Genomic DNA, 13137 nt, shown 5'->3' with positions numbered 1-13137 from the left:
CCACATCCCATAGAGTTTCAGCGCCAACGCCACGGCGGCCGCGAGCAGCAGGATCTTCAGCGCGATGTAATAGAGCCAGTGCCCTGGAAAAGGCGTGTCGGGCCGCTTCATCGCGCGACCTCCCAGGTCGTACCGTCCTTGGAGTCCTTGATCGCAACGCCCATCGCGGCAAGCAGATCGCGAATGCGGTCGGATTCTTTGAAGTCCTTGCGGCCACGGGCGGCCGTCCGCTCCGAGATCAGGCGTTCGACTTCCTTGGCATCGACCCCGCTGGCCTGCTGCTTGCGCCCTTCCCACTGCGCAGCGCTTTCGGAGAGGAAGCCGAGCAGGCGCAACGAGCCCGCCAGCGCGCTCACATCGCTGCCACGCAGGCCATGCAGCGCCGCGATCGCCAGCGGCGTGTTGAGGTCGTCGAGCATCGGTTCGACGACGGATGCAGCCGGCTGGCCGGGTTCGACGTCGGCCGCGACGCGATACCAGTCGTCGAGCGTCCTGGCGCTCTCCTCCAGCGACTTCAGGGTCCAGTCGATCGGCGAGCGGTAATGCGTCTTCAGCATGTTCAGGCGCAGCGCCTCGCCCGGCCAGTCCGCGAGCAACTCGTGGATGGTGACGAAGTTGCCGAGCGACTTCGACATCTTCTCACTTTCGACCTGGAGGAAGCCGTTGTGCATCCAGTAGTTCGCCATGCGCTGCTGGTGGAAGGCGCAGCAGGTCTGCGCGACCTCGTTCTCGTGATGCGGAAACACGAGGTCGATACCGCCGCCGTGGATGTCGAAATATTCGCCGAGATGCTTCCAGGCCATGGCCGAGCACTCGATGTGCCAGCCCGGGCGTCCCTGCGCGGTGATCCCGGCCGGCGACGGCCATGACGGCTCGCCAGGCTTGGACGGCTTCCACAGCACGAAGTCGGTATTGTCCTTCTTGTAGGGCGCGACGTCGACGCGGGCGCCGGCGACCATCTCGTCCAGCGAGCGATTGGACAGCGCGCCATAGCGCGGCAGGCCGGAATTGGCCGCGTTCATCGCCTGCGGCGAGAACAGCACATGGTCCTCGGCAGCATAGGCAAAGCCGCCCTTGATGAGCCTTTCGATGATCTCGCGCATCTCGCCGATATGCTCGGTCGCGCGCGGCTCGACGCTCGGCCGAAGCGCGCCGAGCGCGTCGACGTCGGCGTGAAACTGCTTGCCGGTCTGCTCGGTGACCTTGCGGATCGCCTCGTTGAGCGGGAGCCCTGGAAAGTCGCGCGCGGCGCGGTCGTTGATCTTGTCGTCGACGTCGGTGATGTTGCGGACATACGTCACGTGCGCCTCGCCATAGAGATGGCGCAGCAGCCGAAACAGCACGTCGAACACGATCACGGGCCGCGCATTGCCGATATGGGCGAAGTCGTAGACGGTCGGTCCGCAGACATACATGCGGACGTTCTTTGCATCGAGCGGCACGAAGGTGCGCTTGTCCCGGCTCAGCGTATCGTAAAGGCGCAATTCCATATGGATACCCGTCGGCTGTTGGCCGGGCGTCCAGTGCTCTCAATGCTTTTGAGAAAAGACGGCTCCAGCCAGCGAATCGCTAGCTCGTAATCTCGCGGCAAATGCCACAAATGGCGAGGAGACCGTACATGCGGTCACATATGGGCTATCAGGCGCCCCCGCGTCAAGAGAGCCGCGAAAACGCCGTTTTATCTCCGCAAAGCGCGGCCGCCCCGCCTTGATGGTTCATCATCCTTAACCTTTTGAGTCTACTTGGAACCCGGCGGTTCCCTAAAGCCCCGGTGCACCCATGCGATCCCTGCTCGCGCTCGTCTCTTGTGCCTCCATCATCGCGGCATCCAGCGCGCTCGCCGAGACCCGCGTCTTCATCATCGCCAACCAGGCGGACGGCTACGGTGTCGACCAGTGCCTCGCCAAGGGCGAGAAATGCGGCGCACAGGTCGCGCGCACCTATTGCCAGTCACGCGATTTTGCCCAGGCCTCGGCCTATCGCCGGGTCGATCCCGACGAAATTACCGGCTCTGTCCCCAAAACCGGCGCAAACTGCTCCCATGGCCACTGCGACGAATATGTCGCAATCACCTGCCAGCGCTGAATTCCCTCGGAGCTGGCGGACCTTAGGACCAGTTTTCGGCCCCTGAAACGACGTGACGATGCCGCAGGAAGCGGCTATTGGAGGGCGCGCGTCGGCCCCCAAAATCGCATTGGAAGTCACTTGGGGCCGTGACCTCGCTAGAATGGCGGATATGCCTGAATTTTTGTCTCTCTCCCGTGCTCGCTCCATCCTTGCCTGCACCGTGCTTCTGAGCACGGTCGTGCTCGCCAACGGCGCTTTCGCGCAAGCCGGCCCGCCCGGCCCGCCGCCTCAGCCCGGCCAGAACGGGCTTGGACCAAATCCGATGTGCGTGCGGCTGGAAGGCCAGCTCGCCGCGCTCGATCGTGGCGGCGGTGGTGGCGACCCCGCGCGCGAAGACCAGATCCGCCGCTATCAGGATTCCCAGGCCAAGCAGCAGGCCGAGCTCGACCGCGTCACCATGCAGGCCAAGCGCATGGGCTGCGATTCCTCCGGCTTCTTCTCGTTGTTCAACGGCCAGTCGGCGCAATGCGGCCCGGTCAACACCCAGATCCAGCAGATGCGCGCCAATCTGGACCAGATCACCGGCAATCTCGAACGCCTGCGCGGCGGCGGTCCCGGCGGCTTCAGCCCGGAGCGCGACAACCAGCGCCGCTCGGTGCTGGCGGCGCTGGCGCAGAACAATTGCGGCCCGCAATATGCCAACGCCGCGCAATCGCAAGGCGGCGGCAACTTCCTGAACAATCTGTTCGGTGGCAACAACCCCAACAACCCCAACAATCCGCAAGGCGTGCCGCCCGCCGATCTCGGGCCGCAATCCGGCACCTACCGCACCGTGTGCGTGCGCACCTGCGACGGCGCCTATTTCCCGGTCTCGTTTGCCACCGTGCCGGCGCGCTTCCCCGACGACGAGAAGACCTGCAAGGCGCTGTGCCCGGCCGCGGAAGCCGTGCTCTACACCCATCGCAATCCCGGCGAGGACATGAACTCCGCGGTCTCCATCAGCGGCCAGCCCTACACGGCGCTGCCGACCGCGTTCAAATTCCGCAGCGAGTTCAACCCGTCCTGCTCCTGCAAGGCCGCGGGCCAGACCTGGGCCGACGCGCTGAAATCCGCCGACGACAAGGCGGCGGCCGAGCAGCAGGGTGACATCATCGTCACCGAGGAGAGCGCCAAGAAGATGCAGCAGCAGCGGCTCAACAAGGGCACGCCTGCCAATGCCAAGAAGGGCGCGGCCCCCGCGCCTACGACGGCCAGCGCACCGGCTGCGGCCGCGCCTGCGGAGACCGGCACGGCCGCCAATTCGTCGGAGAACAAGCCGATCCGCTCGGTCGGCCCGACGTTCCTGCCGCAGCAGCAGAAATAGGCCCTAACCCGTCATGCGAAGGCGGCCGCCAGGTGCGGCCGTTTCGCGGTTAATGCTCACCCTCGCGGCTCCACGGGAAGAGATTGGCCGGAAAGTCCGCTGCGTAGCGCTTTCCCTTCGGGGGCGGCGGCGGCTCGTCCGGTGGATTCGGATTCGGCTCGACCACCCGCCGATAGAGGTGCCAGGTGGCGTGACCGAGCACCGGCAGGACGACGGCGAGACCGACGAAGAACGGCAACGAGCCGATCACGAGCAGTGCCGCGACGATGACGCCCCATCCGGCCATCGCAACCGGATTCGCCGCCACCGCGCGGAGCGACGTGCGGATCGCGTCGATCGCGGTCGCATGCCGGTCGAGCATCAACGGAAACGATACGACGCTGACGCACAAGGCCACGACCGCAAACAGGAAGCCGACACCGCAGCCGACGATGATGAGCGACCAGCCTTCCGGTGTCGTCAGCACGCGCGTTGCGAAGTCGGGAATGCTTGCGGCCGCCGCGTGACCGAAGATCGTGACATAGATCGCGTTCGCGACACCGATCCAGGCCCCGAACAGGACCAGCAGGAGCACGCCGAGTTCGACCATCGCGCCGAACGACGGTGCGCGCAGCACCTTGATCGCATCCCATGCATCGACCTCCTCGCCGCGCTCGCGACGCCGGCTGAGTTCATAGAGACCGATCGCGGCAAAAGGGCCGATCAAGGCAAAACCGGCAGCCAGCGGAAACAGCAACGGCAGCACCGAATAGCCGAGAACCATCCTGAACAGGACGAGACCGAGAACGGGATAGATCACGCACACGACGATCGCGTGGCTCGGCATCGCCTGGAAATCCTCCCAGCCCAGGCGCAGCGCCTCGGTCAGGTCGGACCAGCCGATCTTGCGAATGGGATAGGAGGCCGCCTCGCCGAACAGGTGCCGCTTTACGATGTTGTCGGAATAAAGAGTGGCCATGGACACACCCTCCTCTGCTGAAAGTCGCGGCGGCAAACGGCGCGCTTTCCGGCTGCGCGTATCCGCCCTTATGTGCGGGAGACGCGATCGAGCCGAGTACGGCAGTTCCAGGCTCAACGAGGAAGGAGCTTAGCCGGACGAAACCCGTCGCGACCTGCGCCCTGAGCTTAGCGCGCGCGATCTGGAATGACCAGCGCTCCCGGCTGGGTGAATTGTGCGTCGCATATTTTGTGCGATGCATCACATCGAGCGACCGAGGCTCGCCAGCTTGCGCGGCAACATCGATCGCCCACGCCGCGTAAGCGTGTTGACATGCTATTGACGCCGCGTGCGCGGGGGATCATTTTAAATGCCTGGACGCCCCCAGCGGTCGCGGTCTTCCTCTTGAATATCGCGACCGGTTGAATGGGCGAGGCAACAGGCCGGCGATGGCATAGATGTCAGCCAAGAAAGGCCAGCCATCGCGACAGACATGAGCTCCGCCCTGGATTCGTATCCGTAGCCTTCGATGGCAAGGATGGATCAGGATGGTTGTCGCACTGATACTGCTTCTGGTCGCGATCGGCTCGGTGCTGTTTCACCTCTACAGCCCGTGGTGGTGGACGCCGATCGCCACGAACTGGGCCTATATCGACCACACCATCAACATCACGTTCTGGATCACGGGCTTCGTTTTCGTCGCGGTCATCGCCTTCATGGCCTATTGCGTCTTCCGCTTCCACCACAAGGAGGGAAGACGGGCCGACTACAATCCGGAAAACAAAAGGCTCGAATGGTGGCTGAGCGTCGGGACTGGCGTCGGCGTGGCGGCCATGCTGGCGCCTGGTCTCGTGGTCTGGCACCAGTTCGTGACGGTGCCTGCGGATGCCACCGAGGTCGAGGTCATGGGCCAGCAATGGCAATGGAGCTTCCGCCTTCCGGGCAAGGATGGGCGGCTGGGCACATCCGATGTCCGCAACATCGCTTCCGACAATCCGATGGGACTCAATCGTGACGACCCACACGCCCAGGACGACGTCGTGATCGAGAACGGCGACCTGCACCTTCAGATGGGCAAGCCGGTCAAGGTTCTCCTCCGCTCGGTTGATGTCCTGCACGATTTCTACGTGCCCGAATTCCGCGCGAAGATGGACATGGTCCCTGGCATGGTGACCTATTTCTGGATAACGCCGATCCGAACCGGAACGTTCGATGTTCTATGTGCGGAGCTCTGTGGCGCTGCTCATTATCAGATGCGGGCCAAGGTCATCGTCGACGAAGAGCGTGAATATCACGCCTGGCTGGAGCAACAAAAGACGTTTGCCGAATTGTCGCCGGCAAGAGCTGTCGTGAGGGCGACGTACCAATCCGGCGGCAGGTAGCAGGCTGCCGCTGCGAAGATGGATCGGGTGCACGAGGCCAACGCCTCACCCCCGATGGAAACGACCGAGGAGGTTTCTATGGTCGATATTCCATATGAAGGGATCGCAGGCATCCCGCCTGCCGAAGTGCCTGATGTCGAGCTCTATCATCCAAGGAGCTGGTGGACACGGTATGTCTTCTCGCAGGACGCCAAGGTGATCGCCATTCAGTATTCGCTGACGGCCTCGGCCATCGGGCTGGTGGCCCTGGTGCTGTCGTGGCTGATGCGACTGCAACTGGGATTCCCCGGCACCTTCTCTTTCATCGATGCCAACCAGTACCTCCAGTTCATCACCATGCACGGCATGATCATGGTGATCTATCTGCTCACCGCATTGTTCCTCGGCGGCTTCGGCAACTACCTGATCCCGCTGATGGTCGGCGCCCGGGACATGGTCTTTCCCTATGTGAACATGCTGAGCTACTGGGTCTACCTGCTCGCAGTCCTGGTGCTGGCCTCGACATTCTTCGTGCCCGGCGGCCCCACCGGCGCCGGCTGGACGCTCTACCCGCCGCAAGCGATCCTCTCCGGAACGCCGGGGCAGGATTGGGGCATCATTCTCATGATGTCGTCCCTGATCCTGTTCATCATCGGCTTCACCATGGGCGGCTTGAATTACGTGGTCACGGTGCTGCAAGCGCGCACCCGCGGCATGACGTTGATGCGCCTGCCCCTGACGGTGTGGGGCATTTTCACGGCGACCGTCATGGCGTTGCTGGCATTCCCCGCACTCTTCGTTGCCTCGGTCATGCTGCTGCTCGACCGTCTCCTGGGAACCAGCTTCTTCATGCCCTCCCTCGTCGAGATGGGACAGCTGTCGAAATATGGCGGCGGCAGCCCGCTGCTCTTCCAGCACCTGTTCTGGTTCTTCGGCCACCCCGAGGTCTACATCGTCGCCCTGCCCGCCTTCGGCATCGTCTCCGATCTGATCAGCACGCATGCGCGCAAGAACATCTTCGGTTATCGCATGATGGTCTGGGCGATCGTTGGGATTGGTGCGCTCAGCTTCGTCGTGTGGGCGCACCACATGTATGTGAGCGGCATGTTCCCGCAATTCGGGTACTTCTTCGCGACCACGACGCTCATCATCGCAATCCCCACCGCGATCAAGGTCTACAACTGGGTGCTGACGCTGTGGCGCGGCGACATTCATCTCAGGGTGCCGATGCTGTTCGCCCTCGGCTTCATCATCACCTTCGTGAATGGCGGCCTCACCGGCCTCTTCCTCGGCAACGTCGTGGTGGACGTGCCCCTCTCGGACACCATGTTCGTGGTCGCGCATTTCCACATGGTGATGGGCGTGGCACCGATCATGGTCGTGCTGGGCGCGATCTATCATTGGTACCCCAAGGTCACGGGACGGATGCTGAACGACGTCCTCGGCAAGTTTCACTTCTGGGTCACCTTCCTCGGCGCCTACCTGATCTTCTTCCCCATGCACTATCTTGGACTGCTCGGGGTCCCGCGCCGGTATTTCGAACTCGGCGACACGTCGTTCATCCCGTCCTCGGCCCATTCACTGAATGCCTTCATCTCCGTGGTGGCCTTGGCCGTCGGCTTCAGCCAGATGGTGTTCCTGTTCAATCTTGCCTGGAGCCTGTTCAAGGGTGAGGCCTCAGGCGGCAATCCGTGGCGAGCGACGACGCTGGAGTGGCAGACGCCGGAGACGCCCCCGGGGCACGGCAACTGGGGCAAGGAGCTCCCGGTCGTGTACCGCTGGGCCTATGACTACAGTGTGCCCGGCGCTGCCGAGGACTTCATTCCGCAGAACCAGCCGCCACGCGCGACGCAGCTCGTTCAGGGAGCTGCTTCGTGAGCGCCATCATCCTGTTCCTGGCTGCGCTTGCGGTGATCGCCGGATGGTGGCTGTCGCAGCAGCGGCTGACGGCCAAGCCCTGGCTGGAGGAAGGCTCGGTCGGTGACTTCCCCGGCGGCGATAGCGTGACCTGGCCGGCAGCGAAGGTCGGACTTGGCGTGTTTCTCGCCGTCGCGAGCGCATTATTCGTCCTCTTCATCAGCGCCTACTCGATGCGCATGAGCGTGGTGGACTGGCGCCCGCTCCCCGTCCCGCGGCTGCTGTGGGTCAACACAGGCGTCCTGGTACTGAGCAGTGTCGCGCTGCAATGGTCGTACGTGGCTGCCGGGCGACACGATACCGAGAGCGTCAAGATCGGTCTGCTCGCCGGCGGAGCATCTGCCGTGATCTTCCTCGCCGGACAGCTCCTGGCCTGGCAGCGGCTCGGGGCTGCCGGATATTTCGTGGCGTCCAATCCGGCGAATTCCTTCTTCTACCTGTTGACCGCGGTGCACGGGCTGCATCTGACGGGTGGCCTGGTCGCCCTCGGGCGAACCTCGGCCAAGGTGTGGCGCGGCGCCGAGATCGCCGACATGCGCTTGAGCGTGGAGCTGTGCACCATCTACTGGCACTTCCTGCTGCTGGTCTGGCTTGTCCTGCTCGGTCTTCTCACGGGCTGGACCGACGATTTCGTCAACATCTGCCGTCAATTGCTGAGCTAGGGAGGCGAGACCAGATGGCTGAGACCGTGCTGACACATTCGGGTCAATCGCCTGCGCGGCTTGAAGGCTGGCGCGGCATCGCCGCCGACTGGGCGTCCGATCAGCGCGCCTTCAAGAACGTGTCCTGGGGCAAGGCCATGATGTGGATCTTCCTCCTCAGCGACACCTTCATCTTCAGTTGCTTCCTGCTCTCCTACATGACGGCGCGCATGTCCACGACCGTGCCGTGGCCGAATCCCAGCGAGGTCTTCGCGCTCAATATCGGGGGCAACCACATCCCCCTGATCCTGATCGCCATCATGACCTTTATCCTGATCAGCAGCAGCGGCACGATGGCGATGGCCGTCAATTTCGGCTACCGGCGCGATCGCGCCAGAACCGCGGCCTTGATGCTGGTCACGGCGGCCTTCGGCGCAACCTTCGTCGGAATGCAGGCCTTCGAATGGACCAAGCTGATCATGGAGGGCGTCCGGCCCTGGGGCAATCCATGGGGTGCGCCGCAGTTTGGTGCAAGCTTCTTCATGATCACCGGCTTCCACGGCACCCACGTGACGATCGGCGTGATCTTCCTGATCGCCATTGCGCGGAAGGTCTTGCGCGGCGACTTCGACGTCGAGAGGCGCGGCTTCTTCACGAGCCGCAAGGGCTATTACGAGATCGTCGAGATCATGGGCCTGTACTGGCACTTCGTCGATCTCGTGTGGGTGTTCATCTTTGCATTGTTCTATCTTTGGTGAGGTCGGCGCATGACAAACGCGACGGTACACATGGAAGGCCAGCTCCACGCTCCGGCGCACGGCGCAGTCGCAACAGCAGCCGTGCATGCCAAGGGGCAACAGCACCCGATCAAGCTCTACCTCGTGGTCTGGGGCTGGCTGTTCGTCCTCAGCACGTGCTCCTACCTCGTCGACTACTTTGGCCTGCACGGCTATCTGAGGTGGTCGCTGATCCTGGTGTTCATGGTGTTGAAGGCCGGCCTGATCGTCGCCGTCTTCATGCACATGGCCTGGGAGCGGCTCGCCCTCGCCTATGCCATCCTGCTGCCGCCGATCGCGGTCATGGTGTTTGTAACCATCATGGTGCTCGAATCCGAATACACGCACTTGCTTCGGGTAATGTTCTTCGCAGTGCCGTCGTAGCAGCAAGCTGAGTTCGCGCTATCATGCCCCGCGAAGGCGGGGCATCCAGCAACCTTTGTCAGCAGTCGGTTCCTACAATGCCCGCCACGGAGTACTGGATCATCCGCCTTCGCGGATGATGACAGCGGTGGGGCGCCGTCGCCTGCCCCGCCGCGCGGTTCGCATCAGCCCTCGAACGCGTCGATCGACGCCGTGCTGCCGCGCGAGACCAGCGTCTCGTCCGCCGCGGGCAACGGCTCGCCCTTGTCGCGAAAGCGGTTGGTGATGGGATAGCGGCGGTCGCGGCCGAAATTCCTGGCCGTCACCTTCACGCCCGGCGCGGCCTGGCGGCGCTTGTACTCGGCGACGTTGAGCAGATGATCGATGCGGGTGACCGTCTCGCGGTCGAAGCCGGCGGCGATGATCTTGTCGAGCGGCTCCTCGCGCTCGATCAGACGCTCCAGGATGGCGTCGAGCACGTCATAAGGCGGCAGCGAGTCCTGGTCGGTCTGGTTCTCGCGCAGCTCCGCCGTCGGCGGGCGCGTGATGATATCGGGCGGAATCACCTCGCCCGCAGGTCCGAGCGCGCCGTCGGGCTTCCAGTGGTTGCGCAGCGCGGCCAGCCGAAACACCTGCGTCTTGTAGATGTCCTTGATCGGATTGAAGCCGCCGTTCATGTCGCCATAGAGCGTTGCGTAGCCGACCGACATTTCCGACTTGTTGCCGGTCGTCACCACCATCAGCCCGGTCTTGTTGGAGATCGCCATCAGCAGCGTGCCGCGGGTGCGGGCCTGCAGGTTTTCCTCGGTGATATCGGGCGGCAGATTCTTGAAGATGCCGGACAGGATGGTCTCGAAGCCGGTCACGGCTTCAGCGATCGGCAGCACCTCGTAGCGGATTCCGAGATGCCCGGCGAGCTCGCCCGCGTCCGCGATCGAGCTCGCCGCGGTGTAGCGATAAGGCAGCATCACGCCATGCACCTGGTCGGCACCGAGCGCATCGACCGCGATCGCCGCGCAGAGAGCGGAGTCGATGCCGCCGGAAATGCCGAGCAGCACGCCGGGAAATCCGTTCTTGGCGACATAGTCGCGCAAGCCCAGCACGCAGGCCGCGTAGTCGGCGTGGTCGCCCTCGGGCTGCGCGGCAAGCGGCCCCGCGCAGCGCCAGTCGTCGCCGTTCCTGGTGAAGCGCAATGTGGTGACGCTCTCCTCGAACGCCGGCAATTGCGCCGCGAGCGAGAGATCGCCGTTGAGCGCAAAGGACGCGCCGTCGAACACCAGCTCGTCCTGGCCGCAAACCTGGTTGAGATAGACCAGCGGCAGCCCGCTCTCGGTGACACGCGCCACGGCGACCGACAGGCGCACGTCGCTCTTGTCGCGGGCGTAGGGCGAGCCGTTCGGCACCAGGATGATCTCGGCGCCGGTCTCGGCCAGCGTCTCGACCACGTTCTCGTAATCCTCGGACTCCTCCAGCCAGATGTCCTCGCAGATCGGCACGCCGATGCGCACGCCGCGCACGGTCACGGGACCTGCGGCAGGGCCGCGCGAAAACAGCCGCTTTTCGTCGAACACGCCGTAATTCGGCAGGTTGCACTTGAAGCGCAAGGCGGCGATTTTTCCGCCATCGAGCAGCGCGCAGGCATTATGGAGCCTGCCGTCCTCGACCCAGGGTGTGCCGACCAGCAGCGCCGGGCCGCCATCGGCGGTCTCGCGCGCGAGCGCCTCGATCGCGGCGCGGCAGGCGTCCTGGAACGCCGGCTTCTGCACCAGATCTTCCGGCGGGTAGCCGGCGATGAACAATTCCGGAAACAGCACGAGATCGGCGCCATCGGACCTGGCTTGCGCGCGCGCGGCACGAACCTTCGCGGCATTGCCCTCGATGTCGCCCATGGTCGGGTTGAGCTGGGCGAGCGTGACCGCGAATACGTTGAGACGTTCGGTCATGGCCGCCGCACTCCGCTTCAGAGGAACCCCAGTCGCTCGACGATGGCGATGATCCAGAACGCGCCGGCCATCAGCAGCGCAACGCCGACCGCGGCCGAGCCCATGTCCTTGACCCGGCCGATCTGCTTGTCGTGATCCATGGTCAGCCGGTCGGCAAGCTTCTCGATCGCGGTGTTGAGCAGCTCGACCGTCAGCACGAACGCAACCGAACAGACCAGCTCGACCGCCCGCAGCGCCGTCGCGGCGACGAACCACGCCAGCGGCACCGACAGAATGAGCGCAAAGATCTCCTCGCGAACGGCCTGCTCCGACCGGAACGCGAAGGCCAGACCGTTGCGTGAGTTGATCGTCGCCTTCCAGATCCGCAGCAAGGTGTCAGAGCCCCGCGGCGACCGGCATCGGCCTGGCCTTGCCCGCGCGTTCCTGCTTGAGGAGCTCCGCGATCAGGAAAGCCATGTCGATCGATTGCTCGGCATTGAGGCGGGGATCGCAGACCGTGTGGTAGCGGTCGTTGAGATCCTCGTCGGTGATCGCGCGGGCGCCGCCGATGCACTCGGTGACGTCCTGGCCGGTCATCTCCAGATGCACGCCGCCGGCGTGGGTGCCTTCCGCCGCGTGGATGGTGAAGAACGACTTCACCTCCGACAGGACGCGGTCGAACGGGCGCGTCTTGTAGCCCGACGTCGAGGTGATGGTGTTGCCGTGCATGGGATCGCACGACCAGACCACAACCCTGCCCTCGCGCTTCACGGCGCGGATCAGTCCCGGCAGATGGTCGGCGACCTTGTCGGAGCCGAAGCGGTTGATGAGCGTCAGCCGGCCCGGCTCGTTGTCGGGGTTGAGCACGTCGATCAGCTTCAAGAGCTCGTCGGGCTTGAGCGACGGGCCGCACTTCAGGCCGATCGGGTTCTTGATGCCGCGGAAATATTCGACATGGCCGTGATCGAGCTGGCGGGTGCGGTCGCCGATCCAGATCATGTGGCCCGAGGTCGCGTACCAGTCGCCGGTGGTGGAATCGACGCGGGTCATGGCCTGCTCGTAGCCGAGCAGCAGTGCCTCGTGGCTGGTGTAGAAATCGGTGGAGCGCAGCTCGGGATGGGCCTCGAGATCGAGGCCACAGGCGCGCATGAAATTGAGCGCGTCCGAGATGCGGTCGGCCAGCTCCTTATAGCGGCGGGACTGCGGGCTATCCTTGAGGAAGCCGAGCATCCACTCATGCACGCTGCCGAGATTGGCGTAACCACCGGTCGCGAACGCACGGAGCAGGTTCAGCGTCGCGGCCGACTGGCGATAGGCCATCAGCTGGCGCTGCGGATCCGGCACGCGCGCTTCCTTGGTGAAGGCGATGTCGTTGACGATGTCGCCGCGATAGCTCGGCAGCTCGACGCCGTTCATCTTCTCGGTTGGCGACGACCGCGGTTTTGCGAACTGGCCGGCGATGCGGCCAACCTTCACCACCGGCACCGCGCCGGCATAGGTCAGCACGACCGCCATCTGGAGCAGCACGCGGAAGAAATCGCGGATGTTGTTGGCGCCGTGCTCGGCAAAGCTCTCGGCGCAATCGCCGCCCTGGAGCAGGAAGGCCTCGCCGGCCGCAACGCGGGCCAGCGACTTCTTCAGATTGCGCGCCTCGCCCGCGAACACCAGCGGCGGAAAGGTCGCAAGCTGCGCCTCGACGTCGGCCAAGGCCTTGGCGTCGGGATAATCGGGCACCTGTAGCACCGGCTTGCTGCGCCAGGACTCGGGCGTCCACCGCTCGGACATCACAA

General features: G+C 64.2%; 12 protein-coding genes. 7 read left to right on the top strand and 5 right to left on the bottom strand.

Translation table 11 applies throughout. The features are described 5' to 3' along the window. Positions 1-107 precede the first annotated feature (107 nt). Entirely contained in the window at positions 108-1490 is a 1383-nt protein-coding gene (gene cysS, locus AB7008_RS21865; RefSeq protein WP_441259517.1) for a cysteine--tRNA ligase, read from the bottom strand. A gap of 289 nt (positions 1491-1779) precedes the next feature. Between cysS and AB7008_RS21860 the strand changes: the two genes are divergently transcribed. Together AB7008_RS21860 and AB7008_RS21855 are read left to right on the top strand one after the other, a co-directional pair. Continuing rightward, positions 1780-2085 (top strand): hypothetical protein, encoded by a 306-nt coding sequence (locus AB7008_RS21860; protein ID WP_063983982.1) that lies wholly within the window; start codon positions 1780-1782, stop codon positions 2083-2085. Positions 2086-2227: 142 nt separating this feature from the next. Continuing rightward, positions 2228-3430 carry a DUF2865 domain-containing protein gene (locus tag AB7008_RS21855; protein WP_441259516.1) on the top strand — a complete coding sequence of 401 codons (1203 nt, stop codon included), beginning with the start codon at positions 2228-2230 and terminating at the stop codon, positions 3428-3430. 49 nt (positions 3431-3479) lie between these two features. On the opposite strand, the gene AB7008_RS21850 is transcribed toward AB7008_RS21855, so the two are convergent. Next, positions 3480-4388: a DUF2189 domain-containing protein gene (locus tag AB7008_RS21850; RefSeq protein ID WP_028159354.1), complete on the bottom strand. Its 909-nt coding sequence runs from the start codon at positions 4386-4388 to the stop codon at positions 3480-3482. 527 nt (positions 4389-4915) lie between these two features. Here AB7008_RS21850 and AB7008_RS21845 point away from each other — a divergent pair. From AB7008_RS21845 to AB7008_RS21825, 5 genes are all read left to right on the top strand, one after another. Beyond that, positions 4916-5749, top strand: coding sequence for a cytochrome c oxidase subunit II (locus AB7008_RS21845; RefSeq protein WP_014496143.1), 834 nt, complete (start codon positions 4916-4918; stop codon positions 5747-5749). A gap of 78 nt (positions 5750-5827) precedes the next feature. Then, a complete protein-coding gene (locus AB7008_RS21840) occupies positions 5828-7606 on the top strand; it encodes a cbb3-type cytochrome c oxidase subunit I (protein WP_038955044.1) in 1779 nt (592 codons plus the stop codon). Beyond that, positions 7603-8307, top strand: a complete 705-nt coding sequence (locus AB7008_RS21835) for a cytochrome c oxidase subunit 3 (RefSeq protein ID WP_304493820.1) — start codon at positions 7603-7605, stop codon at positions 8305-8307. The genes AB7008_RS21840 and AB7008_RS21835 overlap by 4 nt, the downstream gene beginning before the upstream one ends. A gap of 14 nt (positions 8308-8321) precedes the next feature. Beyond that, positions 8322-9044, top strand: coding sequence for a heme-copper oxidase subunit III family protein (locus AB7008_RS21830; protein ID WP_014496146.1), 723 nt, complete (start codon positions 8322-8324; stop codon positions 9042-9044). Between the two features lie 9 nt (positions 9045-9053). Next, positions 9054-9446, top strand: a complete 393-nt coding sequence (locus AB7008_RS21825; RefSeq protein ID WP_212453334.1) for a cytochrome C oxidase subunit IV family protein — start codon at positions 9054-9056, stop codon at positions 9444-9446. A 164-nt stretch (positions 9447-9610) separates the two neighbouring features. Here the strand turns inward: AB7008_RS21825 and AB7008_RS21820 are convergent, their stop codons facing one another. The 3 genes from AB7008_RS21820 to AB7008_RS21810 are packed head-to-tail and all read right to left on the bottom strand — an operon-like array spanning position 9611 to position 13132. Then, on the bottom strand, positions 9611-11368 hold the full coding sequence (locus tag AB7008_RS21820; RefSeq protein ID WP_304493819.1) for an NAD+ synthase: 1758 nt from the start codon (positions 11366-11368) through the stop codon (positions 9611-9613). A gap of 17 nt (positions 11369-11385) precedes the next feature. Beyond that, the gene (locus AB7008_RS21815; protein WP_014496149.1) at positions 11386-11739 is read right to left on the bottom strand and encodes a diacylglycerol kinase; all 354 of its coding nucleotides are present in this window, start codon (positions 11737-11739) and stop codon (positions 11386-11388) included. 4 nt (positions 11740-11743) lie between these two features. Then, complete coding sequence (locus AB7008_RS21810; RefSeq protein WP_028159362.1) at positions 11744-13132, bottom strand: class II 3-deoxy-7-phosphoheptulonate synthase; 1389 nt, start codon at positions 13130-13132, stop codon at positions 11744-11746. Between the last annotated feature and the right edge of the window lie 5 nt (positions 13133-13137).

The organism is Bradyrhizobium sp. 521_C7_N1_3 (genome assembly GCF_052075975.1).
Lineage (GTDB): Bacteria > Pseudomonadota > Alphaproteobacteria > Rhizobiales > Xanthobacteraceae > Bradyrhizobium > Bradyrhizobium japonicum.
This window is presented reverse-complemented; position numbering and strand designations above follow the sequence as displayed.